The sequence below is a fragment of the Dechloromonas hortensis genome (genome assembly GCF_009469765.1).
In the GTDB taxonomy this organism is placed as follows: domain Bacteria; phylum Pseudomonadota; class Gammaproteobacteria; order Burkholderiales; family Rhodocyclaceae; genus Azonexus; species Azonexus hortensis.
On sequence record NZ_SSSQ01000006.1, the window covers coordinates 72,277 to 95,774 of the forward strand.

Sequence of the window (23,498 nt, forward strand, 5' to 3'; positions counted from 1 at the left end):
GAAACTTCAGTAAAAAAGCAGCCTCGGCTGCTTTTTTTTCGCCCTCAGAAATACCAGCAAACAGCGGCCTTGAAGCGGCCATCCTGAATCACCGGCACGACGACCATAGCGCTCAGGCCGACACCGGCTGCCGAGCGGGCGGCGGCATTCACTTCGAGCGAGAGGCTGGCACGGACCGCCGGCACGCCTTTCTGCCAGGCTTCGCCAAGCGCACCTTCCCAAGGCGCGATCAGGGAGCCGGCATGGCATTCGGACAGATGCGGCGCCTGGTCGCAGTAGCCGGCCCCGAAGCGTAGGTGGTCGCCGCTGTCGTTCGGGACCCAGATCTCGAAACGGCGGGCGATCGGCGTGCCCAGCGCCGAGAGAAAGGTCATGACGACGGCTCGTTTGCCGTCGAATGAGCAAGGGATGCCGACGCCCTTGCTGATGCCGATCTTGACCGTCGAGTCGCGGCGCAAGGTCCGCTTCGAACTGAGCAGGTCTTCCATGATGCAGGGCATGGCGGTTTGCCAGACGGTGCCAGGCAGGCCGAAGCCGGGGCGGAATTTAGTGTGACGGGCCGTCCATTCGAAGGTTTCGGCCGTTCCGTAATAGCCGTCGTCGAGCCCGATTTCGGTCGATTCGGCCGGCGTGTTGCTCCACACTTCGATGGCGCCGACGTTTTCCTCGTCATCGCCGCAGAAAAAGACGATCACTGCCTGTAGATAATCGCCGGCAAAGATCGGCAGCGCGATGCCGCTGGTCAGCCCGGCCTGGCGCGCGGCTTCGGTGCGCAGGAAATAGGAGTTATCGAAATTATGCAGGATGATCGGTCGGCGGGCCGCCCAGGCCTTGCCGGGCAAGCCCTCATCGTAGGCGAAGCGTATCGCCTGGCTGGCTCCCTTGAAGTCGCTGAGCGGGCCGTAGAGGCCATCGAAAAACTCGAGATGTGTGCGTTCCTTGTTTGGAACCCATATTTCGGTCACCCGGATCAAGGTATTCATGGTTGTGTTGTCTTTCTGACAATGGTTTCGATTTGATGCTGTCAGGTACCATGCAAGCAACTTTCAAACCTGTCCGGGAGAATCGAAATGAGCACCAACGATCACGAGGCTTTCTGGTCGGCGCGTTACCGCGATGCCGGCGACAATTACTTGTTCGGCACGGCGCCGAACAAGTTCCTGGCGCAGCAGGCGGCGCGTTTCTCGGCCGGCATGACGGTCCTCTCCGTTGCCGATGGCGAGGGGCGGAATGCCGTCTGGCTGGCCGAGCAGGGCTGTCAGGTGACTGCCACCGAAATCTCGCCGGTGGCGCTGGAGAAAGCGGCCAAGCTGGCGCGTGGACGACATGCCACGGTCGACTTCGTGCAAGCCGATATTTTGAACTGGGATTGGCCGGTGGCCGAGTTCGATGCCGTGGTCGGCATCTTCATCCAGTTTGCATCAGCCGATGAGCGGCCGCGTCAACTGGCGGGCATGAAGCAGGCGGTCAAGCCGGGCGGCTGGCTGCTGCTGCACGGTTATACGCCGAAACAGCTCGAATATCGTACCGGCGGGCCATCGGATGTTGAGCAACTGTATACCGAGGCCTTGCTGCGTGAGGTCTTTGCCGACTGGGAAATCGTGCTGCTCGACGAGCACGAGGATACGCTTGAGGAAGGGGCCGCCCATTCAGGCCGATCAGCCTTGATCGACCTGGTGGCGCGCAAGCCCGGCGCTGTCTAGAGGTAGATGACGGCCGGAAAAACGGCGATGGCCAGCACCAGAACCAGCCATTCGAGATTGTGACGGGCAAGAAAACCAGTGAAGTGAAGCACCAGAATCGTAATGGCGATGATGTAGAACAGCGCGAATAACATTCGGAACTCCCTGGGGTCTATCGGTTTTGGATTTCTTGGCCCGATTATGACGATAAACAGTGAGAAATCCTAGCCGACGAAGCGCATCGAAAGGTCGAGTGCCTTGACGTCCTTGGTCAGCGCGCCGACCGAAATGCGGTCTACGCCGGTCTCGGCGATGGCGCGAATGGTTTCCAGGCTGACATTGCCGGAGGCTTCGAGGACGGCCCGGCCGCCGTTGATGCGGGCGGCTTCGCGCATCATGTCGAGGCTGAAGTTGTCGAGCAGGATCATCGTCGCGCCGGCGGCCAGCGCCGTTTGCAGCTCGTCGAGCGATTCGACTTCGATCTGGATGAACTTGCAGCGATCGGCTGCCTCGGCTGCCACCTGGCGGGCGGCGGCCATTGCCTGGTCGATACCGCCGGCGGCGTGGATATGGTTTTCCTTGATCAGGATGGCATCCCACAGCGCCAGGCGGTGGTTGCCGCCACCGCCGCAGCGGACGGCGAATTTCTGGGCGATGCGCAGGCCGGGCAGGGTCTTGCGGGTGTCGACGACCTGCGCCTTGGTGCCGATGATTTCGTCGGCATAAATGCGGGCTTTGCTGGCGACGGCGGAGAGCAGTTGCAGGAAATTGAGGGCGCTGCGCTCGGCGGTGAGCAGGGCGCGGCCGTTGCCGTCGATTTCGCAGAGCAGCTGGTTGGCGGCGATGCGCTCGCCATCGGCGGCGTGCCAGGTGACGCGGGCGGCGGGGTCGAGGCGACGGACGCATTCGTCGAACCAGGCCGTACCGCAGAGCACGCCCGCCTCGCGGGAAATGACGGTGGCCCGGACCTGGCGGTCGCCGGGCACCAGGCTGGCGGTCAGGTCACCGGCGCCGACATCTTCGGTCAGGGCGGCGGAGACATTGCGGGAAATTTCGGCGGCGAGCGGGTAATTGAATTCGATGGACATATCAGCGGCGAGTCGGCAGACGAGGTCGTGAATTGTACCGTCTGGACGTAAGCATGTCCGCGCTTGTCGGGGCTTTCCGCTCAGCGCTGGCCGGCTGGGATGTTCAGCGCTCGATCCAGCCGTTGAAAACCTGGCGGGCGGCGTCGATGATTTCGCCGGCGGTCAGGCCGATCGGCCCGATACCCTGGGCGACCAGGTGGTCGGCCGCCGCACCATGCAGATGGACGCCGGCCAGCAAGGCCTGCTCGGCCGGCCACCCCTGGGCGAGCAGGGCGACGATCAGGCCGGTCAGCACGTCGCCGGTGCCGGCCGTGGCCAGCCCTGGGTTGCCGGTGGAATTCAGCCACCAGCGGCCGTCGACCGCAGCAATCACGGTGCCGCAGCCTTTCAGCGCGATATGGCAGGCGTAACGGCGGGCCAGTTCGCGGGCGGCCGTGATCCGGTCGGCCTGCACCTCGCGCGTCGCGCAGCCGAGCAGGCGGGCCGCTTCGGTCGGGTGTGGAGTCAGGATCACCGGCGCAACGCGGTTGTAGAGATTGCCTTCGAGCCGCCCATCGGTGGCCAGAATGTTCAGCGCATCGGCATCGAGCACGATCGGCAAGGGGCATTTGAGTGCCTGCTCGAGCAGTCGTACCGCCTCGCCGGAGTTGCCGAGGCCGGGGCCGCAGGCGAGCGCCTGCAGATCGGTCTGCAGCAGCACCTCGGCCCGGCGGAACATCAGTTCCGGCTGGCCGGCATCGACCGTCGGGGCATCCGGGTCGAGCAGGCCCAGATAGACCCGGCCGCTGCCCAGCTTGAGGGCGGCTCGTCCGGCCAGCAGCGCGGCGCCGACCATCGACTTGCTGCCGCCGAGAACGCCGACGCTGCCGAAGCTGCCCTTGTGGCTGTTGCGGGGCCGGGGCTTCAGCCAGGGCGCAAAGTCGCTGCTGCAGATCAGCTCGCCGTCGGCTGCCAATTCCTTTTCCGGGCTGAGTTCGAGGTCGGCGATGCGCAGTTCGCCGCAGTGGTCGGGGCCATCCGCGGTCAACAGCCCCGGCTTGGCGGCAATGAAGCTGAGCGTGTGGCTGGCTTCGATGGCGAGGCCGGGGCGCTGGCCGGTGTCGGCGTTGAGGCCGGAGGGGCAGTCGAGGGCGAGCAGCGGGCAGCGGTCGCGCCTGGCCAGTTGATTGGCGGTGGCGATCCATGCGGCGTAACGGTCTTCAGGCGCCCGGGTCAGGCCGATGCCGAACAGGCCGTCGATGATCAGCGACCAGTGGTTTTCGCTCGGAATCTCGTCGAGGCAGGCGTGGCCTGCCGCGACAAAGCGCTGGTAGGCGGCGCGGGCATCTGCCGGCAAGCGGGCTGGATCGCCGGCAAAGACCAGGCGGACGTCGAAAAAACTTTCCCGCAACAGGCGGGCGGCTTCGAAAGCGTCGCCGCCGTTATTGCCGGGGCCGGTCAGGACGAGGATCGGCCGGCTGCGCTGGTCGACCAGTTCGGCCGCCCACTCGGCGGCGGCGGCGCCGGCGCGCTGCATCAGCGGCGCATCGCGATGACGGGCTTCGATCTGGCGCAGGCAGGGGCTGAGGTAGAGGGCGGTCATGATCGCTCGGTTGAGAGGAAGGGACGATCTTTGCTGATGACGTGCTGGCGGATCAGCGCGACCAGTTTGGCCGGATCGATCGGCTTGGCAATGTGATCGACCATGCCGGCAGCGATACAGGCTGCCCGATCCTGAGCGAGGGCGTGGGCAGTCTGGCCGATGATGGGCAGGCCGGGGGCGATCTCGGCAATCTGGCGGGCGGCATCAAGGCCGTTGAGGATAGGCATCTGGATATCCATCAGGACCATGGCGAAGCCGTTCGGCGCCTGGCGCACGCAATCGACGGCTTGTTGACCATCACCGACGATGACGACGCTGGCCCCGTCTTCCGTCAGGTTGTCCCGCATGATCTCCTGATTGATTTCATTGTCCTCGGCGACCAGTATCTTCAGGCCATTCAGCGGTTTCAGACGCGGGAAAAGGTGCTCGGCATTGTGGGCTGGCGATGTCGACTGAGCGGCCGGCCGATAGGGCAGGCGAACTTCGAAAATGCTGCCTTGGCCGGGAATGCTGTCGACGTGGATGCTGCCGTCCATCAGCTTGACGATGCGCTCGGTGATGGCGAGGCCGAGGCCGGTGCCGCCGAATTTCCGGGTCGTCGAATTGTCGCCCTGCTCGAAGGAATTGAAGATGATGCCGATCTGGCTTTCGGTAATGCCGATGCCGGTATCCGAGACGCGGAGCAGCAACTCGTCGCCATCCAGCCCGACGTCGAGCACGACCTTGCCGCTTTCGGTGAACTTGACGGCGTTGGAGAGCAGGTTGAGCAGGATCTGGCGCAGGCGCAGCGGGTCGCTCTGGCAGGCCGGCGGCAGGTCATGGCGCTGCAGTTCGAGGGAGATGCCCTTGCTGGTGGCCCGCTCGCGCATTAGGTCCAGCGTTTCATCGAGGATGGGCTGAAGTTCGACCGTGGTGGATTCGATCTTCAGCATGCCGGCTTCCATTTTCGAGAAGTCGAGAATGTCGTTGATGATGCCGAGCAACAGCTTGCCGGAGCTGGTGATCTTGGCAAAGGCTTCGTGTGCCTTGCTGTCGGCCGGCGTGGCGCGCAGCCCGAGGTGGGCCATGCCGAGCACGCCGTTGAGCGGGGTCCGGATTTCGTGGCTCATGTTGGCCAGGAACTCGCTCTTCGCCCGCGACAAGCGTTCGGCATCGGCCCGGGCGATTTCCAGCGCGGCGGTACGCTGGCTGACCAGTTGTTCGAGGTGGTCGCGATAGCGGGCGATTTCGGCGTCCTTCAGCTTGTGCTCGGTCAGCGCCTGGCGCAGTTCGGCTTCCATCGCCTTGGTTTCGCTGATGTCGGCGATGAAGCCGTACCAGATGATGCTGTCGTCAGTACTGCGCTCCGGCACCGCATTGACCAGCAGCCATTTGATCTGGCCGCTCGGGTGAATGATCCGGTACTCGATGCGCCACGGGCCCATCGCCAGGGACGAGGAATGCAGCGAGTCGAAGAAACGCTGGGCATCGTCAGGGTGCACCATCTTCCGGATCGCCGCGGCGCTGCTCTGCATTTCCTCGGGTGTGACGCCGTAGATATCGCTGATCGCATCGCTGGTGAAAGGAAAGCAGCCGTTGCCATCCGGGTTCAGCCGATACTGGAAAACCACCCCGGGCACATAGGAAACGATACGGCGCAGCCGGGTGTTGGCGGCATGTTCCGCTGCGCGTGCTTCTTCGGCGACGATGGCTTCCTGCAGACCGTTGAAGGCGGCGGTCAACTGGCCGATTTCGTCCATTTGCCGGATCGGCAGCGGCTGGCGCGGAATCTGGCCATCGCGCATCTGGCTGAGCAGTTCGGAAACTTCGCCGAGCGGCTGCAACTGGCGGCGAACCCACCACCAGCCGGCGATCGAGGCGAGTACTGTCAGCAACAGCGAAAGCTGCAGCAGATGGCGCTGCATGGTGCGGATCGGGGCGAAGGCTTCTTCGGCCGGCAGCACGGACTGCATCAGCCAGCCGGTCGCGGCGATCCGCTTGCTCGACGAGAGCTCGACGACGCCGCGCGAACTGCGCGCTACACCGGAGCCTTCGTAACCGTCGATATAGCGGTCATAGACGGCATTGACCCCGGCGGCCGGGCCGCTCTTCATGACCCGGCGCTTGTCGGAGGAGGCGACATAGACCCGGCTGCGCGGGGCGGTGACCAGGAAGTCGCCGGTATTGCCATACTTGGCGGCGCTGATTTCGTCGAAAAAATTCGGCTCGGCCAGATTGGTGACGCCGATCACCGCCCCGATCGTCTTGCCGTCCTTGTCGTGTACCGGCACATGCATGCCAAAAACCGGCTGCTGGCTGTGCGGGCTGAGCAGCGGATCGGTGATCAGGCGCTTGCCCGCGCGCAAGACCTCGCCGACCCCCGGGTAATTGCCGAAATTCACCCCGTTGCGCTTGAGCGTGCTGGGGGTGCTGGCGATGGCGAGGCCCTGGCTGTCGACGATCAGGATGCCCCAGTTGAACAGGCTGGCCGGAACGTCGCGTTGTTCCAGGTAGGTCTGGGCGGCGCCATCTTCTTGCATCATTTCCGGCGTCAGCTTGGCGGCGATCGATTCGGCGATGCTCATCCGCTCGCGGATCGAGCGGTCGACTTCGCTGGCAATCAGCGAGATGGTCGAGAACTGCTGCGCCGAAATCGCCGCTTCCATGTCGCGGCGCAAACTGTGACTGAGGGTGAGAACGGTGGTCCACAGCACGCTGAGGCCGACCACCAGCACGCCAACGGTGACCCGGGTGCGCAATGAACGCCAATTGAAGATGCGAAGTGAGGTCTTCACCGAATTTTCCAAGCTTGCCTGTATTCAGCGATTTGCCCGTGGCGCAAGCATTCCACGGATTGCGGCATTGTCGCCCCGGCAGCCCGCCAGAGCAACCGCCGGAGCGTCATTCGGAGTGCTGCAGCAAGGCGCGGGCCGAACGGATGGTGGTGGCGTGAATGGTCACGGTATCGTCGATCTGGCGGGCATAGCCGCCGGCCATGGCGATCGCCACCGGCAGTTGGCGCTGCCGGCAATGTCCGAAGAGGCGGCGGTCGCGTTCGGCCAGGCCGGCAAAGCTCAGGCCGAGGCGGCCGAGACGGTCGTCGTGATAGGGGTCGGCACCGGCCAGATAGATGACGAGGTCGGGCCGGGCCAGATCGAAGGCGGTATGCAGGCCTTCCTCAAGGCGCAGCAGATAGGCGGCGTCGCTACAGCCGTCGGGTAGTTCGATGTCCAGATCGCTCGCCTCCTTGTCGAAGGGGTAGTTGCGGGCACCGTGGATGGAGAAGGTGAAGATGCTGTCGTCGCCGTGCAGGATGCTGGCCGTGCCGTTGCCCTGATGGACGTCACAATCGACGACCAAGATCCGCTCGGCCCGGCCTTCCGCCTGCATGGCGCGGGCGGCGACGGCGGCGTCGTTGAAGACGCAGAAGCCTTCGCCGCGGTCGCGAAAGGCGTGATGGGTGCCGCCGGCCAAGTTGGCGGCGACGCCATCGGCCAGCGCGGCGCGGCAGGCGGCAATGGTCGCCCCGGCCGAGCGGCGGGAGCGTTCGACCATGCCGGGACTCCACGGAAAACCGATGGCTTTTTGGGCCTTTTCGGACAGTCGACCGCCGGACACGGCCTGGATGTAGTCGGGGTCGTGGGCGCGGGCCAGTTCAAGGTCGCTGGCGGCGTCCGGCAGGTGGAAATCGTCGGGCGTAAACTCGCCGCTGGCCAGCAAGGCCTGGCGCAGCCGGGAATATTTCTCCATCGGGAAACGATGCCCGGCCGGCAGGGGCAGCACGAAGACATCGGTGTAGAACAGCCGCACGGCCGATGTCTTCGGGATGCGGGCTAGTTCAGCGCGGCCGACAGCTTTCGGCGGAACTCGCGGATCAGGTCGTCGTGCTGCTCGCTGCCGCCGAGGGCTTCGAACAATTGCAGCAGGGCCTTGCGGCCGGCGCCTTCCTCGAAGAAACGGTCGCGGACGGCAACTTCGAGCGCCGCTTCCATCGCTTCGCGGAAGCGGCTTTGCGCCGCGTAGGCGCGGGAAAGTTCGAGGCGGGCGCCATGATCGGCCGGATTGGCGGCGAGGCGGGCTTCGATCTCGGCGGTGTCGGCGGCACCGTCAGCCAGGGCCAGGCGGGCGCGCAGGGCGTTGGCGCGGTCCGGCTCGTTGGCGTAGTCGCCGGCCAGGAGTTGCTTGGCTTCGTCGTTGCGGCCGAGTTGCATCAGCACGTCGACAGCATCGAGCTGGATCGCCTGATCCTGCGGGTTGGCCTGGCTGGCTTCGACCAGCTTGGCCAATGCCTCTTCGAGCTTGCCTTCGGCGACCAGCGCCGCGGCTTCCTCGCGCAGATTGCCGCCGGGGCCGGCCGGCAGCGCGATGCGGTCGAGGAATTCGCGCAACTGGCCTTCCGGCAGCGCGCCGTTGAATTCATCGACCAACTGACCCTGGAACAGCACCTTGACCGACGGAATGCTGCGCACGCCGAAGTGCTGCGAGAGTTCCGGGTTTTCGTCAGCGTTGACCATGGCGAGCAGGAAGCGACCCTTGTATTCCTCGGCCAGCTTTTCGAGCTGCGGCTTCAGCACCTTGCAGGGCTCGCACCACGGTGCCCAGAAGTCGACGACGATGGGAACGCTGTCGGCCTTGGTCAGTACTTTGGCTTCGAAATCTTCAATGGAAACGTCAAAGGAAAACTCGGACATGGATGGCGGCCTGTAAAAATTAAAGTCGGGCGAATTCTAACGCCAGCCGGGGGGCGGCGGGAGAATGCAGGGAGAGTGTGGGCGGGCTGGCCTGGTGCAGCCAGTCGGCAAGCCGTGCCGGAAAGTCCGGGCTGTCCGGCACGGCATCCGGTTGCGGCGAAGTGTCTATCTGGAGGCGGGCCGGCGCCTTTTCAAGGGGCGTCGCGCCGAGCAGCAGCCAGTGGCCATGCGCCGCCTCGGGCGTGCTGTCGAGATGGGCGCACAGGATCTGGGCGTAACGGCCTTCGGCCAGCCATAGCCCGGCCAGGCTGAGCAGCAGCGACCAGTTGGCCGTGCCCGCCTGCTCAAGCGGCGTCTGGGTGGCCGATTGCAAGCCGGGCAGGAAGGCCTGGAGCTGGGCGGCGGCGATCGCCGGCTGGGTGGCGAGGAAGTCGTAGGGCATCGGCTCGGCCGCGCCGTTGCAGACTTCGTCGAGCAGGGTCAGGGTTTCCTGGCGCAGGCCGCTGGTCGATTGCCAGAGCAGTGCGGTCGGCAGGTCGCGGCATTCGGCCGGCAGGCTGGCCAGGGCGCCGACTAGCGCCAGCTGGGTGAGGCCGCTGGCGCGGCGCAGCGGCTTGCCGATGGCGGCGCGGACGGCGCCGGGCAGTTGCGCCGGGGCGAACTGCTGGCTGAGCACGGCGTTGAGATAGATCATCGGCTGCGCTCGACGATCAGGCTGGCCAGGCCGCCGCCGAAGCCGATCAGGTTGAGCAGTGCGCGCTCGATATGGGCATTGCTGCGGTCGACCATCGGAAACAGCGCAATTTCAGGATCGACCCGGCTGAAGCCGGCCGTCGCTGGAATGTGCTCGGCATCGAGACAGGCGAGCAGGGCGACCAGTTCGGCGATGCCGCTGGCGCCGAGCGTGTGACCGATCGCCGATTTCAGCGAGAGCAGCGGTGGCATGCGCTGGGCAAAGACCCGGCGCAACGCATTGGCTTCGGCGAGGTCGGTGCCCGGCGAACCGGCCGCCTGAAGCTTGACCAGGTCGATGTCGGCGGCGGTGATTTTTGCCTCTTGCAGGCAGTCGACCGCAGCACTGGCGATCGGGCCGCCGGCCGGGTCGGGGCCGGTCGTCGAATAGCCGTCGAGGCCGGTGCGCAGGCCGGCGATTCGCCAGCGGGCGGGGGCGGCGCTGAGGTGGACGGCGGCCACCGCTTCGCCGAGGACCAGGCCGTCACGGCCGGCATCGAAGGGGCGGCAGGCGCTGCGCGAGAGCAGTTCCATCGCCGCGAAGCCGGCCAGCGTGCTGTGGTTGGCGAGTTCGACGCCGAGCACCACGGCTTGGTTGAGCAGGCCGCCGGCGATCAGGCTACGTGCGGCGTCGAGCGCCGAGAAGCCGGCGATGCAGGCATTGGAAAAACTGTAGCGCGGCCCGTTCAGACCCATCCAGTCGCCGAGTTGGTGGCTGAACGAGGCGCTGGCGGCGGGCAGCTCGAACGGCGCACCGCGTTGCTCGAAGTGGCCGATCTGGAACGAGGAGGAAGCGATGAACAGCGGCGTCTCGGCGGCCAGCGGCCCGAGCTGGGCGGCGGTGCAGCGGACCGCCTGTTCGGCGCGGGCCAGCCAGTCGGCTTCGGCGAGCGGCAGCGCGAAGTAGGGAAATTCACGTTCGCCGAGCCGGCGCCGGCCGGGGGGGCAGGCACCATCCCACAGCGCTGCGGCTACCGCTTCGGGCGAATCGCCGCCGGCGCAAAGCAGGCCGCGGCCGGCGATATGGACGGGGCGCTTCATCCGCGCCCGGCCAGCCAGGTTTCGAGATGCTCGGCCAGATTGCCGACGCTGGACAGGATGCGCCGCGTTTCCTTGCTGTCCGGCAGGCGCAGGCCGTATTTCTTCTTGATCGCCATCGACACTTGCAACGCGTCGAGCGAGTCGAGTTGCAAGGGCGCTTCCGGCCCGAACAGAAGTTCGTCGTCGCCGATGCTGGCTGGGTCGCAGTCCTTGTCGCAGGCTTCGACGATCAGGGCCTTGAGTTCGAGGCTGAGGGCAGCATTCATGATTGGGCGGCGAGGGAGCGGTGGTTGAGCCAGACGGCGAGGGCCAGCGAGAGGATGGCGAAGGCGAGCAGCCGGCCGAGGCTGGGCATCAGGTCGACAAAGCTGCCGTGGCGGAGCATGACGATGTGAAAGCCTTCCAGCCCCCAGGCCATCGGCGACAGCGCCGCCAGTTTCTGCATGGCGGCCGGCATGATGAACTTGGGCACCATGATGCCGCCGATGGCGCCCATCAGGATATTGCCGACGCCGCCGACGACGGTGGCCTGTTCGGAGGTGCGGGCCAGGCTGGCGACGAGCAGCGCCCAGGCGACGGCGGCCAGGCTGACGGCGGCCGAGACGGCCCACCATTCGAGCAGCAGCGGCAGGCGTTCAGGCAGGGCGAGAGCTTCGCTGCCGAAGAGCGGGACGAGGAAGATGCCGACCAGCACCATCAGCACGGCCTGCAATTGATTGACGATGAAGAAGGGCAGCAGTTTGCCGGCCAGGATCAGCCGGAACGGCAAGCCGATGGCGCGCAGCCGTTGCAGCGTGCCCTGCTGGCGCTCGATGATGAAGATCGAGGAAACCGGGATGACGACGAAGAACATCGCGAAGATCAGCCAGGCCGGCACGTTCTGCTGGACCGACGAGGGCAGGCGGGCATTGCGGTCGTTGCGCACGGCCTCGCTGCGGATTTCGTCCGGCCACTCCCTTTCGGCGCTGGCGCCGGGCGCCACCGGCAGACCGAACAGCTTGCCGGCCTTGCTGGTCAGTTCGTCGGCCCGCACCGCGCCGAGCGCCGCCATCACCTGATTGCGGAAGGCCAGTTGCAGGGCCGGGGTCAGGGCCGGATCGACCAACAGGGTCAGCGGTTCGGCCGGTTTGCCGTCGGTGCCGCCGGGGGTCAGCAGGCGGGCGCCGAATTCCTTGGGCAGGACCAGCACCAGGTTTTGCTCGCCGTTGAGCAGGCTGCGGCGGGCGCTATCGAGATCGGTTGCCTCGTCGTGCAGGCGGAAGGAGGCACCTTTCTTCAGGCGTTTGATCAGGGCTTGCGACAGCGGGCTATGGTCGAGGTCGACCACCGAATAGCTGACGTCGATGCTGACGCCGGGCGTGAAGGCGTCGCGCAGCGCCATCGTCATGACCAGGATGAAAATGGTCGGCATGATGAACAGCGCCAGCAAGCCATGCCGGTCGCGGAGCAGGGCGATCGACTCTTTGAGCCAGAGGGCGAGCAGACGAGGCGACATGCTCAATCCCGCAGCGAACGATGGGTCAGTTGCATGAAGACCTGTTCCAGGTTGTGCTGGCCGAGGTTGAGCTGAAGCACGGTGCACCCGGCGGTAGCCAGTTCATCAAGCAGGCGGGGCAGTGCTGCGGTCGACGGTAGCCGCAGGCAATATTTCAGGGCGCCTTCGTGGCGCGCCGCGTAGCGCTCGCCCAGTTCGGCCGGCAACGGACGTTCGAGGGTCAGTTCGAGCAGCGGCTCCGGGCTGCGCAGCAGATCGGCCAGCGCGCCGTCGACCAGCACCTGGCCCTGGTCGATGATGGCGATCTGCGGGCAAATCGCCTCGACCTCTTCCATGTAATGGCTGGTGTAGATCACCGAGGTGCCGGCCGCCGGCAGCGCGGCGATGGCGTCGAGCAGGAAGTGGCGCGACTGCGGATCGACACCGACCGTCGGTTCGTCGAGTAGCAGCAATTGCGGCCGGCCGAGCAGGCCGATGGCCAGGTTCAGGCGCCGACGCAGGCCACCGGAAAGCTGGTCGGCCCGCTTGCCGACGACCTGTTCGAGACGGGCGAAGGCAATGGCCGCGGCGCTTTGCGCTTTCTGTTCGGCGCCGCTCAGGCCGAGCACGCCGCCGAAAAAGCGCAGGTTCTCGCTGACCGTCAGCATCGGGTAGAAAGCGTAGTCCTGCGGCACCAGCGCAATGGCGCGCGGGTTGGCGGCGCGGGCCGCGGCCAGCGGCTGGCCGTTGAGCGAGATTTCGCCGTTGCCGGCGGTCAACAGCCCGGCAAGCAGCGAAATCAACGTCGTCTTGCCAGCCCCGTTCGGGCCGAGCAGGCCATAGACGCCGCCAGCCGGAATGGCGAGCGAGATCTCGCGCAGGGCAGGCGTCTCGGTATTGCGGTAGCGATAGGAGACGCCATCGATGCGCAGCATCAGGCGGCGCGACGCAGGGCGTGGAAGAAGCCGTGTTCGCGCTCGGCGATCAGGCGCAGCTTGTCGGCCAGTGCGGCAGGGGCCAGCGGGTCGCGGTCGCGAATCTGGCGGGCGGTGAGCAGGGCGAATTCGCGCCATTCATCGCCGATGTCGATCAGTTGCTCAGCCAGTTCGTTGAGTGCCGGACGGGCGAGCAGTTCGGCGGCCTCCTGCAGGAAGGAGGCGTAGATGAAGCGGAAACCGCCGCCGCCAGTGCCGATTTCCTCCTGCATGCGGACGACCTGGCCGATGAACAGCTTGGTGCGCGCCGCATCATTTTTCGCGTCCAGCCGCTCGATGGCCTTGGCCAGTCGGCGGATGCCGCGGACGCCGATGATCGGCAGGGGCGCATCGAGCATGATGCGCGTCGTCTTCTTGATGGCGGCCGGCAAAACTTTCTGCCAGTCGGGCGTTTGCGGCTTGCCGACCGGGTAGTAGAGCAGGCCTTTCGGGGCCAGTACGCCCTTGGCGAAACGAGCCCGCTGCAGGTCGGCCGGGGCGCAGCTGACGGGGGTTTCGGCGACCGGGTCGGAGAGCAGATAGTCGCCGGAGGCGCGGTCGCGGCCGAAGGCCAGGACGTTGTGGGCGTTGAAGTGAAAGCGCAGGTCGGCCGGCAGATAGGGCAGCCAGAAGACCGACGTCTGCAGGCCGACGACCTGGCCGGCATCGAGCAGTTCGTTCAGGCGGGCGACGCCGGCCGCCGGCTGGCGGAAGGTTTCGAAGCGCATCTTCAGGCCGAGCGGTTTTTGCAGGCCCTTGATGATGAATTTCGGCGGCATCCGGTAGCCGACCAGCGGCAGGCCGTTGATCTTGACGATGGGCAGGTAGGCAAAGGAGAGGGCCGAGGCGAGGCCGAAAGTCATCGGCTCCGACAGCGGCAGGCCGTGGTGGCGCAGCATCGAGGCCATGACGCCGCTTTCGCAATGCGAAGCCTGGCTGTGCTGGAAGGCCATCATTCGGTCTTTTGCAACTGGTCGACCGTCAGGCCCATCGCCTCGGCGTAGCGGCCGAGCAGGCGCGGCGACAGACGGGCGAAGACGGCCGGCCGGAAGTGGCGGCGAATGCGCCACTGCCAGATGCCGCTCGCCTGTGCCAGCAGCGGTATATCCATCCGGACCCGGTGCATGTGGTATTCGAGCGCCGAGGTCTGGCCGGCCTCAACGCGCCGGCGCGCATCCTCGGTCATGCGCAGCAGGTCGTCCACCGCCTGGCGGGTGACGATTTCCTCGACTTCCCAGCCGGCCGATTGGACGAGGTGCATTTTGCCGTCGCCGCCGCGGGCATAGACCGCCTTCTTGTGGCCGGCCAGCGTGCTGTTACCTTCCTGCGGAACTTCGCTATCCAGCATGGTCGACCGCCGTCAGGTGCATTAGCGAGCCGGTGAAGCGGCCGCTCTCCGGAATAAAGCAGAGCAGGCGCTCGCCGGCCTGCAAACGGCCGCTCTTCAGCAACTCGTCGAGCATGATGTAGATCGAAGCCGAGCCGGTATTGCCCTTGTCGTGCAGGTTGGTGAACCACTTGTCCTGAGGGAAATGAAAATTAGCGGCGGCCATGCAGTCGGCCATCGGCTGCCGGAAGTATTCGGAAGACATGTGCGGCAAGAACCAGTCGATTTCGCCGGCCTGCAGGCCGCGCGTCGCCATCGCCCTGGCCAGCGACTTGCCGATGGTCTGGTAGGCGACGGCTTCGTTGAGCAGGCGGACATCCTGCTTGACCGCGAAGATCGAGCGGCTGTTCCGTTCTTCCGGCGAGTATTGCTGCCAGCCCTTGAGCGTGCCGTCGGCCAGCTTTTCGGCGCCGGCGTACATGCAGGCTTCCATCGAGTCGGCCTGCGACAGGATGTCGATCCAGTCGATGCGCAGCGACAGGCGGTCGGGATGGGGGCGGTCCTGGAGCAGCATGGCGCCGGCGCCGTCGGAGAGCATCCAGCGCAGGAAATCCTTTTCGAAGGCGATTTCCGGATTGGCTTCCAGTTCGCTGATTCGATGTGCCGACTCTGCCTCGAAGTTACGCGCATGCAGGCTGAGTGAGGCCAGCTCCGATCCGGTGGCGACGGCGTTCTTCGCCTGGCCACAAAGGACCGCCATCCAGGCGTATTTCAGTGCGGTGATGCCGGCCACGCAGATGCCGGCGGTGGACGCCACTTCGCAGGCCGGAATGCCCAGCTCGCCATGCACCATGACACCATGATTGGGCATCAACTGGTCGGGGCAGGAGGTGCCGGTCACCAGGCAGTCGATGTCGGCCGGCGAGAAGCGCTCGCTGGCCAGCTGGCGCACGGCTTCGGCGGTCAGCTGCGCATTGGTGTGGGTGGCGGCGCCGCTGGCCGGATCGATCGCATAGTGCCGTGTCCGGATGCCATTGCTGCGCAGCACGATGCGCCGCGCCCGTGACGGCTTGCCGCCGATCATGCCGAGCACGCTTTCGATCTCTTCGTTGGCGACCGGCGCGTTGGGCAAAAAGGTGGAAGTGCCGGTGATGTAAACCTTGCCGCTACTGTGCATATTTTTCTAGGTTGTATTCCTGCGAGCCGGAAGGTTGTTCGAGTTCGTTCTTCAGCCGATCAAGCCGGGGTTTGAGCAGGGGGGAAAACAACCATTGTAACAACAGGCTTAAAGGAACGACCGTCAATACCAGCGTAATCAGATACAGCGTAAAGATGAGCAATATCGGCCGTCGCCGCCATTGGCCGCGTTTTCCGAAGGCGCGGATCAGTTTCGACCAGACGCGGAAGGCGCGCTGGCCGGCCCGTTCGCTGAGCGCCAGACGTGCATTGACGGTGACGGCGCGCAGTCCGGCCAGCATCGCGGCGCCCGATTTTTCCTCGTCGCGATCCAGCGCATCGGCCAGGGCGCGCCCGAAACGGCTGGCTTGACGGATTTCTTCCGCCGCCACGCCGGCGGCGGGCAGTCCAAGGAAACGGTCTCGGCGGCCGGTCAGCACCCAGCGTGGCGTCGTGATAAAGGTAGCGAGCGGGTGGCCCTGGTCGGTAAAGGCCAGGTGGTCGCGTAATTGGCCGCCGGCTTCGCCGATCAGGTGCTGCATCGTCTGTTGTGCCGACAGCCACATGTTGCGGCAGGCGACCAGCGTGATCACCGGCTTGCCGTGGATCAGTTGCCGGCCGGCCGGGCTGTGCAGAAAGGCGGTCATCGGCAACGCCGGCGACAGATACCAGACCTGGTAGGTCAGGATGACCAGGTCAAACGGCGTATCGGCGGCGATGCTCAGCGGTTTGAGTGGCGGTGCATCCAGTTGCACGCACTCCGGAAAGGCATCGACAAAGTCGATAATCGGCCACGGCCACGGGTACGCCGTCTCGGGAACCAGCGTCTCCAGATGCACCCGATGCCCCGCCGCGCGCAAGGGTTCGACGAGTTGGGCGGTGATCTGCGCAAGCTGGCCGGTTTGCGAGTAATTGACGACGAGAACGTTTTTCAAGGGGCTGGCAGGTGGCTGAATAAGCACGAATTCTAACAAATGCCCGGCTGCCTACGGTGCACCGTCCGCCGGCCGGAAAAACACCTGTTTGCGTCGACGGGCTTGGGGGTTTTGCCCCTTTTCGGCTATCATTTTGCTTTCCCGCAGCCTGTCTTTCCATGACCAAATTCGTTTTCGTTACAGGCGGTGTCGTGTCCTCATTGGGCAAAGGCATCGCCGCCGCATCGCTCGGGGCCATTCTGGAATCCCGCGGCCTCAAGGTTACCCACCTCAAGCTTGACCCCTACATCAACGTCGACCCTGGCACGATGAGTCCGTTTCAACACGGCGAAGTATTCGTGACCGAAGACGGTGCCGAGACCGACCTCGATCTCGGGCATTACGAGCGCTTTACCAGCGCCAAGATGGCCAAGCGCAACAATTTCACGACAGGCCAGATTTACGACTCGGTGCTCAAGAAAGAGCGGCGTGGCGAGTACCTCGGCAAGACCGTGCAGGTCATTCCACACATCACCGACGAGATCAAGGATCGCATCAAGGCCGGGGCCGAAGGTGCCGACGTGGCGATTGTCGAAGTTGGCGGCACGGTCGGCGACATCGAATCCCTGCCTTTCCTCGAAGCCATTCGCCAGATGGGCATCCAGGAAGGTCGCAACAACGTCTGTTTTATGCACCTGACGCTGCTGCCCTATATCCCGACCGCCGGCGAACTGAAGACCAAGCCGACCCAGCACTCGGTCAAGGAATTGCGCGAAATCGGTATCCAGCCGGACATTCTGTTGTGCCGTGCCGACCGTTCGATTCCGGTCGAGGAACGCCGCAAGATCGCGCTGTTCTGCAATGTGATGCCGGAAGCCGTCATCGAGTGTCTCGATGCCGACTCGATCTACAAGATCCCGGGCATGTTGCACGAGCAGATGCTCGACGAGATCGTTTGCCACAAGCTGAACATCCTGGCCAAGGCGGCCGACCTGACCGTCTGGGAAAACCTGATCGTCGCGCTCGAACATCCGCAAAATGAAGTGACGGTGGCTTTCGTCGGCAAGTACGTCGATCTGACCGAATCCTACAAGTCGCTGATCGAAGCGATCAAGCACGCCGGCATCCATACCCGTAGCCAGGTCAATATCGTCTATCTCGATTCGGAAGATATCGAAAAGGAAGGCTGCGGCGTTCTGAAGGGCGTCGATGCCATTCTGGTGCCCGGTGGCTTCGGTCGACGCGGTACGGAAGGCAAGATTGCCGCCATTCGCTATGCCCGCGAGAACAAAGTGCCTTATCTCGGCATCTGTCTCGGCATGCAACTGGCTGTCGTCGAGTTTGCCCGTGACGTGGCCGGCATGGCCGGTGCACACTCCACCGAATTCGTCCAGGACACGCCGTATCCGGTGATCGGCCTGATCACCGAATGGCTGGACGCCTCCGGCAAGGTCGAAAAGCGCAGCGAAGATTCCGACATTGGCGGCACCATGCGTCTTGGCGCCCAGGTCTGCAAGCTGGGCGAGGGCACGCTGGCCCGCCAGATCTATGGCGCCCCCGAGATCACCGAGCGTCATCGCCACCGTTACGAAGTGAACAATACGCTGCTCGCCCAACTGGAAGAAAAGGGCCTGGTCGTTGCCGGCCGCGCCCCAGGTACCGACCTCTGCGAAATGGTCGAACTGCCGACCGACGTCCATCCCTGGTTCGTTGCCTGTCAGTTCCACCCGGAATTCACCTCCAACCCGCGTCAGGGTCACCCGCTGTTTACGTCCTACGTGAAGGCGGCGCTGGCCAATCAACAGGCCAAAGGTAAATGAAACTCTGCGGTTTCGAGGCTGGTCTTGACCAGCCTTTTTTCCTGATTGCCGGCCCGTGTACGGCTGAGTCCGAGCAACTGTGCCTGGATGTCGCCGGCACCATGAAGGAAATCTGCGCCCGGCTCGGCATCAACTATATTTTCAAGGCCTCCTACGACAAGGCCAACCGCAGTTCCGGCACCTCGGTGCGCGGCCTGGGGCTGGACGAAGGCTTGCGTATTTTCTCGGAAGTGCAGCGCCAAATCGGCGTGCCGGTCCTGACCGATGTTCACGATATCGACCAGATCAAGCCGGTAGCGGCGGTGGTCGACGTGCTGCAGACGCCTGCGTTCCTATGTCGGCAGACCGATTTCATCCACGCTGTCGCGTCCTGCGGCAAACCGGTGAATATCAAGAAGGGGCAGTTCCTTGCCCCCGGCGACATGAAGAACGTGGTTGCCAAGGCCCGCGAAGTGAATGACGGCGCCGACAACATCATGGTCTGCGAGCGCGGTGCCTCCTTCGGTTACAACAACCTGGTCTCCGATATGCGCAGCCTCGCGATCATGCGCGAAACCGGTTGTCCGGTCGTCTTCGATGCGACGCACAGCGTGCAATTGCCGGGCGGCCAGGGCACGGTTTCCGGCGGCCAGCGCGAATTCGTTCCGGTGCTGGCTCGCGCCGCCGTCGCGGTCGGTATTTCCGGCCTGTTTATGGAAACCCATCCCTGCCCGGAAAAAGCCTGGTCGGATGGTCCGAACAGCTGGCCGCTGGCGCGCATGGAAAGCCTGCTGGCAACGCTGCTGGCGGTCGACAGGGCGGTCAAGTCGGCTGGTTTCGAGGAATTGAAGTGAGCCAGAAAGGCTACATCGTTGCCGAGGTGAAGGTGCATGATGCCGAGGCTTTCGATCGTTACCGGGCCTTGTCGACGGCGGCTGTCGAGCAGTACGGCGGCCGTTTCATCGTCCGTGGTGGTGCCGCCGAAATCCTCGAAGGACCATGGAGTGCGCCGCAGCGCCTGATCGTCGTCGAATTCGACACGGTCGAGCAGGCCAAACGTTTTTATTATTCCGACGAATACCAGAAGGCGCGCAAAGTGCGCGAAAATGCCGGCGAAATGAATATGCTGGTGGCAACTGGCGTTGATAGTTTAGTTTAAGTGGTTATTTCAATTTATTGATAACAAGGAAGAAATATGAGTTCCATCGTTGATGTTGTTGCACGAGAGATTCTGGATTCCCGTGGCAATCCCACCGTTGAAGCTGATGTGCTGCTGGAATCCGGTGTCATGGGTCGTGCGGCCGTGCCGTCCGGTGCCTCCACCGGTTCCCGTGAAGCGATCGAGCTGCGCGATGGCGATGCCTCCCGTTACCTCGGCAAGGGTGTGATGCAGGCCGTCGAGAACGTCAATACCGAAATCTCCGAAGCCATCATCGGTCTCGATGCACAGGAACAGGCCTTCATCGATCAGACGATGATCGACCTCGACGGTACCGACAATAAGTCGCGTCTCGGCGCCAACGCCATCCTCGCCGTTTCGATGGCCGTCGCCAAAGCCGCTGCCGAAGAATCCGGCCTGCCGCTCTACCGCTACTTCGGCGGCATGGGCCCGATGCAGATGCCGGTGCCGATGATGAACATCATCAACGGTGGCGAGCACGCCAACAACAGCCTGGACATCCAGGAATTCATGGTGATGCCGGTCGGCGCCGCCAACTTCCGCGAAGCCCTGCGTTGCGGCGCTGAAATCTTCCACGCGCTAAAGAAGCTGCTCGACAAGAAGGGGCACTCGACCGCCGTCGGCGACGAAGGCGGCTTTGCCCCGAATCTGGGCAGCCACGCCGAAGCCCTGCAGATCATCATGCAGGCGATCGAAACTGCCGGTTACGTGCCGGGCCAGGACGTGCTGCTGGCCCTGGACTGTGCCGCTTCCGAGTTCTACAAGGATGGCAAGTACCACCTGTCCGGTGAAGGTCTGCAACTGACCTCGGCTCAGTTCGTCGATTACCTGGCCAACCTGGCCGACCAGTTCCCGATCGTCTCAATTGAGGACGGCATGTCCGAAGCCGACTGGGAAGGCTGGAAGCTGCTCACCGACCGCCTGGGCAAGACGGTGCAAATCGTTGGTGACGACGTCTTCGTGACCAACACCAAGATCTTCAAGGAAGGCATCAAGAAGGGCATCGGCAATTCGATCCTGATCAAGATCAACCAGATCGGCACCCTGTCCGAAACCTTCGCTGCCGTCGAAATGGCCAAGCGCGCCGGCTACACCGCGGTGATCTCGCATCGTTCCGGTGAAACCGAAGACAGCACCATCGCCGACATCGCCGTCGGCCTCAATGCCGGTCAGATCAAGACCGGTTCGCTGTCCCGTTCCGACCGTATCGCCAAGTACAACCAGCTGATCCGTATCGAGGAAGATCTCGGCGATACCGCCTCTTACCCGGGTCGCGAAACCTTCTACAACCTGCGCTAAGGTTTTATGCGCTGGCTGACGGTCGGCCTCCTTGCAGCCATCGGCCTGCTCCAATACCCGCTGTGGGTGGGTAAGGGGGGCTGGCTGAAGGTATGGGAGTACGACCGTCAATTGCAGGCGCAGAAGGAAGTTACCAAAAAGCTGGAAATCAGGAACGCGGGCCTCGATGCCGAGGTTCGCGATCTGAAGCAGGGTTACGACGCGATCGAGGAGCGCGCCCGTTTCGAACTGGGCATGATCCGGCAGGATGAAAGCTTCGTACAGATCCCGGAAAAAGTTCCCGGAAAATAGCCGGGAAAAAGGCGTTCACCGCAGTAGTCACCAGCATTTGCCTCCGCTAGAATCGCTCTCAGCAGTCCCCCACGCAGAGCGCTCGAGGAGAACAACATGCTGCTCAAGGTTGGAGAAAGAGCTCCCGCATTTGCCTTGCCGGATGCCGATATGGAGACTGTCGATCTGGCGGCCTACCAGGGCAAAAAGCACATCGTCCTGTTCTTCTATCCGAAGGACGGTACCCCTTGCTGTACCAAGGAGGCGACCGACTTTTCAGATCATGAGGGCGACTTCGAACGACAAGACTGCGTGCTGTTCGGCATCAGTCGCGACGACTGCCTGAAGCATGCGGAGTTTCGCGACAAGGAAGGTATCGGTCTCGAGCTGCTGTCGGATACCGAAGGCACGGTTTGCAAGCAGTATGGTGTCTGGCAGGCGAAAGAGGTGGATGGTCACAAGAAATACGCTATTGTCCGCTCCACCTTCATCATCGATCGCACCGGCGTCATTCGCCATGCGCTCTACAACGTAAATTACAAAGGTCATGCACTGGAAGTGCTGCGCCTCGTCAAGGAATTGAACTCATGAACATGCTGGTTGCCAGGAATACCGTCATCACCCTCGATTACCACGTTACCGATCCGGATGGCGAGGTGGTGGACGAAGGCCGCGAGCCGCTCATTTACCTGCACGGCGGTTACGACGACATTTTCCCGAAAATCGAGGAAGCCCTGCAGGGTAAGGGCATCGGCGAATCGATCCAGGTCAAGCTGCAGCCGGACGAGGCCTTTGGCGATTACGATGCCGAGATGGTTCAGATCGAACCGCGCAAGGATTTCCCGAAGGAACTCCAGGTCGGCATGCAGTTTGAAGGCGGTGCTGAAGGTGGCGATGACGAAGATTTCATCATTTATCGCGTCACCGATATTGCTGACGACAAGGTGGTGCTCGACGGCAACCACCCGCTGGCTGGCATGGCCCTGGTTTTCACCTGCACGGTGACGGCGGTGCGTCCGGCCAGTGCCGAGGAAATTGAACACGGTCACGTCCACAATCCGGACGAAGACGGCGAAGCCTGCCACTAAGCGCTCAGGCTTGCTGTGCAATGGCGGCCCGCGAGGCCGCCATTTTTTTGTCTAGCGCAGCAGCTTTCCCTCGCGATTGAGGATGGTGATGTCGACGTAGTTCAGACCGCTCTGGCTTTTGCCCGAATAGTTGATGAACACACCGCCCATGTCTCGGTTGTTCAGGCTCTTCAGTGCTTCCCGGAGTTGCTTGCCGGTCGGGTTGGGGCCTGCCTTGCGCAGGCCTTCGCCGATGATCTTGGCGCTCAGGTAGCCCTCGATCAGGGTGTGATTGAGGGCGGTCTCGGTATTGGGGAAACGTTTGTAGGCCGCCTGGATTTCCTTGATCAGCGGCGTGGAGACGGCATTGGGAGCGGGTACCACCTGGGTAATGCTCAGCCCCTTGGCGATTTCCGGGCCGATTTTGGCGGCGACCTGCGGGCCGTCGGTGGTCGAGATGGTTGCTAGCTGAGAGACGTTGCCTGCGGCCCGCATCTGCTTGACGAACTCGGCGCTTGCCGCCGTGTTCGAAATCATGATCACGGTTTGCGGATTGGCGGCGACGATTGTCTTGACCGCCGCGGCGACTTCCGTCGTGTTCTTCTCGTAGCTGGCGCGGGCGATTATTTCGCCCTTGTACTGGGCGACGAGTTTCTCGGCGCTGCTCAGGCCGTCCTGGCCAAAGGGGTCGTTCTGATAGAACACGGCAAAACGCTTGTTGCCGGTGGACGCGAACTGCTCGACGATTTTTTCAATTTCATTGGCGTAACTGGCGCGGGTCAGGAACAGCCAGGGATTATTGCTGCCGACGATGCTGGAGGCTCCGGTCCTGACCCCAACCAGCGGAATGCCTGTGTCGTCGAGTAAGTGTTCGCCGAGCAGGGCGCTGACGTTACCGGTGCCGACGATGCCGGTCAGCGCGACGGGCTGCGCTTCCTGGATTAGCTGGCGGGCCTGGCGAACGGTTTGCTCAGTCTTGTATTCGTCGTCTTTGCTGACCAGTTTGAGCTTGGCGCCGTTAATGCCACCGCTGGCGTTGGTAGCATCGATATAGAGCTGGATGCCGGCGCGCAGGCTGCTGCCGGTCGGGGCCAGCGGTCCGGAAAAGGGGGCAACCTGGCCAAGGACAATGTCGGCGGCGGCCTGGCACTCCACCAGATTCAGCGTACTCAGGGCAAGTAGTGCGAAAAGCTGGCGGAGCGACATGGTGTTCCCCTTGTTGG

25 protein-coding genes are annotated in these 23,498 nt (G+C 63.7%); 8 read left to right on the forward strand and 17 right to left on the reverse strand.

Going from position 1 to position 23,498, the window contains the following annotated elements:
• Positions 1 to 44: 44 nt before the first annotated feature.
• Entirely contained in the window at positions 45 to 983 is a 939-nt protein-coding gene (locus GH663_RS11385) for a GAF domain-containing protein (protein WP_153131863.1), read from the reverse strand.
• Between the two features lie 87 nt (positions 984 to 1,070).
• On the opposite strand from GH663_RS11385, the gene GH663_RS11390 reads away from it, so the two are divergent.
• The gene (locus GH663_RS11390; protein ID WP_153131864.1) at positions 1,071 to 1,703 is read left to right on the forward strand and encodes an SAM-dependent methyltransferase; all 633 of its coding nucleotides are present in this window, start codon (positions 1,071 to 1,073) and stop codon (positions 1,701 to 1,703) included.
• Here the strand turns inward: GH663_RS11390 and GH663_RS20990 are convergent.
• The 15 genes from GH663_RS20990 to GH663_RS11460 all read right to left on the reverse strand — a co-directional run bounded on the left by GH663_RS20990 (position 1,700) and on the right by GH663_RS11460 (position 16,681).
• Positions 1,700 to 1,837 (reverse strand): hypothetical protein, encoded by a 138-nt coding sequence (locus GH663_RS20990; protein WP_170291405.1) that lies wholly within the window; start codon positions 1,835 to 1,837, stop codon positions 1,700 to 1,702. The two genes, GH663_RS11390 and GH663_RS20990, sit on opposite strands and share 4 nt — an antisense overlap.
• Before the next feature lie 69 nt (positions 1,838 to 1,906).
• Complete coding sequence (gene nadC, locus GH663_RS11395; protein ID WP_153131865.1) at positions 1,907 to 2,770, reverse strand: carboxylating nicotinate-nucleotide diphosphorylase; 864 nt, start codon at positions 2,768 to 2,770, stop codon at positions 1,907 to 1,909.
• A 103-nt stretch (positions 2,771 to 2,873) separates the two neighbouring features.
• Positions 2,874 to 4,352, reverse strand: a complete 1,479-nt coding sequence (locus tag GH663_RS11400; RefSeq protein WP_153131866.1) for an NAD(P)H-hydrate dehydratase — start codon at positions 4,350 to 4,352, stop codon at positions 2,874 to 2,876.
• A complete protein-coding gene (locus GH663_RS11405; protein ID WP_153131867.1) occupies positions 4,349 to 7,126 on the reverse strand; it encodes an ATP-binding protein in 2,778 nt (925 codons plus the stop codon). The genes GH663_RS11400 and GH663_RS11405 overlap by 4 nt, the downstream gene beginning before the upstream one ends.
• 106 nt (positions 7,127 to 7,232) lie before the next feature.
• Entirely contained in the window at positions 7,233 to 8,141 is a 909-nt protein-coding gene (locus GH663_RS11410) for a histone deacetylase family protein (protein ID WP_153131868.1), read from the reverse strand.
• 23 nt (positions 8,142 to 8,164) lie between these two features.
• A complete protein-coding gene (locus GH663_RS11415; protein WP_066884886.1) occupies positions 8,165 to 9,022 on the reverse strand; it encodes a tetratricopeptide repeat protein in 858 nt (285 codons plus the stop codon).
• Between the two features lie 19 nt (positions 9,023 to 9,041).
• A complete protein-coding gene (locus GH663_RS11420) occupies positions 9,042 to 9,716 on the reverse strand; it encodes a hypothetical protein (RefSeq protein ID WP_153131869.1) in 675 nt (224 codons plus the stop codon).
• Complete coding sequence (locus tag GH663_RS11425) at positions 9,713 to 10,795, reverse strand: beta-ketoacyl synthase N-terminal-like domain-containing protein (protein ID WP_153131870.1); 1,083 nt, start codon at positions 10,793 to 10,795, stop codon at positions 9,713 to 9,715. Before GH663_RS11425 ends, GH663_RS11420 begins: the two co-directional genes overlap by 4 nt.
• Positions 10,792 to 11,061 (reverse strand): acyl carrier protein, encoded by a 270-nt coding sequence (locus GH663_RS11430; RefSeq protein ID WP_153131871.1) that lies wholly within the window; start codon positions 11,059 to 11,061, stop codon positions 10,792 to 10,794. The genes GH663_RS11425 and GH663_RS11430 overlap by 4 nt, the downstream gene beginning before the upstream one ends.
• A complete protein-coding gene (locus tag GH663_RS11435) occupies positions 11,058 to 12,290 on the reverse strand; it encodes an ABC transporter permease (RefSeq protein ID WP_153131872.1) in 1,233 nt (410 codons plus the stop codon). The genes GH663_RS11430 and GH663_RS11435 overlap by 4 nt, the downstream gene beginning before the upstream one ends.
• 2 nt (positions 12,291 to 12,292) lie before the next feature.
• Complete coding sequence (locus GH663_RS11440) at positions 12,293 to 13,204, reverse strand: ABC transporter ATP-binding protein (protein ID WP_153131873.1); 912 nt, start codon at positions 13,202 to 13,204, stop codon at positions 12,293 to 12,295.
• The gene (gene darH, locus GH663_RS11445; protein WP_246181568.1) at positions 13,204 to 14,199 is read right to left on the reverse strand and encodes a BtrH-related acyltransferase DarH; all 996 of its coding nucleotides are present in this window, start codon (positions 14,197 to 14,199) and stop codon (positions 13,204 to 13,206) included. Before darH ends, GH663_RS11440 begins: the two co-directional genes overlap by 1 nt.
• Positions 14,196 to 14,591: a DarG family dialkylresorcinol biosynthesis protein gene (locus tag GH663_RS11450; RefSeq protein WP_153131874.1), complete on the reverse strand. Its 396-nt coding sequence runs from the start codon at positions 14,589 to 14,591 to the stop codon at positions 14,196 to 14,198. The genes darH and GH663_RS11450 overlap by 4 nt, the downstream gene beginning before the upstream one ends.
• Positions 14,581 to 15,747 carry a beta-ketoacyl-ACP synthase III gene (locus tag GH663_RS11455; RefSeq protein WP_153131875.1) on the reverse strand — a complete coding sequence of 389 codons (1,167 nt, stop codon included), beginning with the start codon at positions 15,745 to 15,747 and terminating at the stop codon, positions 14,581 to 14,583. The genes GH663_RS11450 and GH663_RS11455 overlap by 11 nt, the downstream gene beginning before the upstream one ends.
• Positions 15,737 to 16,681, reverse strand: a complete 945-nt coding sequence (locus GH663_RS11460) for a dialkylrecorsinol condensing enzyme (RefSeq protein ID WP_153131876.1) — start codon at positions 16,679 to 16,681, stop codon at positions 15,737 to 15,739. The genes GH663_RS11455 and GH663_RS11460 overlap by 11 nt, the downstream gene beginning before the upstream one ends.
• Before the next feature lie 158 nt (positions 16,682 to 16,839).
• Between GH663_RS11460 and pyrG the strand changes: the two genes are divergently transcribed.
• The 7 genes from pyrG (at position 16,840) to GH663_RS11495 (ending at position 22,296) form a co-directional block, all read left to right on the forward strand.
• Positions 16,840 to 18,480, forward strand: coding sequence for a CTP synthase (gene pyrG / locus GH663_RS11465; protein ID WP_153131877.1), 1,641 nt, complete (start codon positions 16,840 to 16,842; stop codon positions 18,478 to 18,480).
• Positions 18,477 to 19,313, forward strand: a complete 837-nt coding sequence (gene kdsA / locus GH663_RS11470) for a 3-deoxy-8-phosphooctulonate synthase (protein WP_153131878.1) — start codon at positions 18,477 to 18,479, stop codon at positions 19,311 to 19,313. The genes pyrG and kdsA overlap by 4 nt, the downstream gene beginning before the upstream one ends.
• Complete coding sequence (locus GH663_RS11475; RefSeq protein ID WP_153131879.1) at positions 19,310 to 19,618, forward strand: DUF1330 domain-containing protein; 309 nt, start codon at positions 19,310 to 19,312, stop codon at positions 19,616 to 19,618. Before kdsA ends, GH663_RS11475 begins: the two co-directional genes overlap by 4 nt.
• Positions 19,619 to 19,654: 36 nt before the next feature.
• Complete coding sequence (eno, locus tag GH663_RS11480; protein WP_153131880.1) at positions 19,655 to 20,938, forward strand: phosphopyruvate hydratase; 1,284 nt, start codon at positions 19,655 to 19,657, stop codon at positions 20,936 to 20,938.
• Between the two features lie 6 nt (positions 20,939 to 20,944).
• Positions 20,945 to 21,229, forward strand: coding sequence for a cell division protein FtsB (gene ftsB, locus GH663_RS11485; RefSeq protein WP_066884920.1), 285 nt, complete (start codon positions 20,945 to 20,947; stop codon positions 21,227 to 21,229).
• 96 nt (positions 21,230 to 21,325) lie between these two features.
• Entirely contained in the window at positions 21,326 to 21,799 is a 474-nt protein-coding gene (locus tag GH663_RS11490; RefSeq protein WP_439329169.1) for a peroxiredoxin, read from the forward strand.
• Positions 21,800 to 21,801: 2 nt separating this feature from the next.
• A complete protein-coding gene (locus GH663_RS11495) occupies positions 21,802 to 22,296 on the forward strand; it encodes an FKBP-type peptidyl-prolyl cis-trans isomerase (protein WP_153132008.1) in 495 nt (164 codons plus the stop codon).
• Positions 22,297 to 22,347: 51 nt separating this feature from the next.
• Here GH663_RS11495 and GH663_RS11500 read toward each other — a convergent pair whose 3' ends face one another.
• Positions 22,348 to 23,481: an ABC transporter substrate-binding protein gene (locus tag GH663_RS11500; RefSeq protein ID WP_153131881.1), complete on the reverse strand. Its 1,134-nt coding sequence runs from the start codon at positions 23,479 to 23,481 to the stop codon at positions 22,348 to 22,350.
• Positions 23,482 to 23,498 lie beyond the last annotated feature (17 nt).

Bases quoted from the DNA above. Each gene is read 5' to 3' on its own strand.
- GH663_RS11385 (WP_153131863.1), bottom strand. From the start codon at position 983: ATGAATACCTTGATCCGGGTGACCGAAATATGGGTTCCAAACAAGGAA.
- GH663_RS11390 (WP_153131864.1), top strand. From the start codon at position 1,071: ATGAGCACCAACGATCACGAGGCTTTCTGGTCGGCGCGTTACCGCGAT.
- GH663_RS20990 (WP_170291405.1), bottom strand. From the start codon at position 1,837: ATGTTATTCGCGCTGTTCTACATCATCGCCATTACGATTCTGGTGCTT.
- nadC (WP_153131865.1), bottom strand. From the start codon at position 2,770: ATGTCCATCGAATTCAATTACCCGCTCGCCGCCGAAATTTCCCGCAAT.
- GH663_RS11400 (WP_153131866.1), bottom strand. From the start codon at position 4,352: ATGACCGCCCTCTACCTCAGCCCCTGCCTGCGCCAGATCGAAGCCCGT.
- GH663_RS11415 (WP_066884886.1), bottom strand. From the start codon at position 9,022: ATGTCCGAGTTTTCCTTTGACGTTTCCATTGAAGATTTCGAAGCCAAA.
- GH663_RS11420 (WP_153131869.1), bottom strand. From the start codon at position 9,716: ATGATCTATCTCAACGCCGTGCTCAGCCAGCAGTTCGCCCCGGCGCAA.
- GH663_RS11425 (WP_153131870.1), bottom strand. From the start codon at position 10,795: ATGAAGCGCCCCGTCCATATCGCCGGCCGCGGCCTGCTTTGCGCCGGC.
- GH663_RS11430 (WP_153131871.1), bottom strand. From the start codon at position 11,061: ATGAATGCTGCCCTCAGCCTCGAACTCAAGGCCCTGATCGTCGAAGCC.
- GH663_RS11435 (WP_153131872.1), bottom strand. From the start codon at position 12,290: ATGTCGCCTCGTCTGCTCGCCCTCTGGCTCAAAGAGTCGATCGCCCTG.
- GH663_RS11440 (WP_153131873.1), bottom strand. From the start codon at position 13,204: ATGCTGCGCATCGATGGCGTCTCCTATCGCTACCGCAATACCGAGACG.
- darH (WP_246181568.1), bottom strand. From the start codon at position 14,199: ATGATGGCCTTCCAGCACAGCCAGGCTTCGCATTGCGAAAGCGGCGTC.
- GH663_RS11450 (WP_153131874.1), bottom strand. From the start codon at position 14,591: ATGCTGGATAGCGAAGTTCCGCAGGAAGGTAACAGCACGCTGGCCGGC.
- GH663_RS11455 (WP_153131875.1), bottom strand. From the start codon at position 15,747: ATGCACAGTAGCGGCAAGGTTTACATCACCGGCACTTCCACCTTTTTG.
- pyrG (WP_153131877.1), top strand. From the start codon at position 16,840: ATGACCAAATTCGTTTTCGTTACAGGCGGTGTCGTGTCCTCATTGGGC.
- kdsA (WP_153131878.1), top strand. From the start codon at position 18,477: ATGAAACTCTGCGGTTTCGAGGCTGGTCTTGACCAGCCTTTTTTCCTG.
- eno (WP_153131880.1), top strand. From the start codon at position 19,655: ATGAGTTCCATCGTTGATGTTGTTGCACGAGAGATTCTGGATTCCCGT.
- ftsB (WP_066884920.1), top strand. From the start codon at position 20,945: ATGCGCTGGCTGACGGTCGGCCTCCTTGCAGCCATCGGCCTGCTCCAA.
- GH663_RS11490 (WP_439329169.1), top strand. From the start codon at position 21,326: ATGCTGCTCAAGGTTGGAGAAAGAGCTCCCGCATTTGCCTTGCCGGAT.
- GH663_RS11495 (WP_153132008.1), top strand. From the start codon at position 21,802: ATGCTGGTTGCCAGGAATACCGTCATCACCCTCGATTACCACGTTACC.
- GH663_RS11500 (WP_153131881.1), bottom strand. From the start codon at position 23,481: ATGTCGCTCCGCCAGCTTTTCGCACTACTTGCCCTGAGTACGCTGAAT.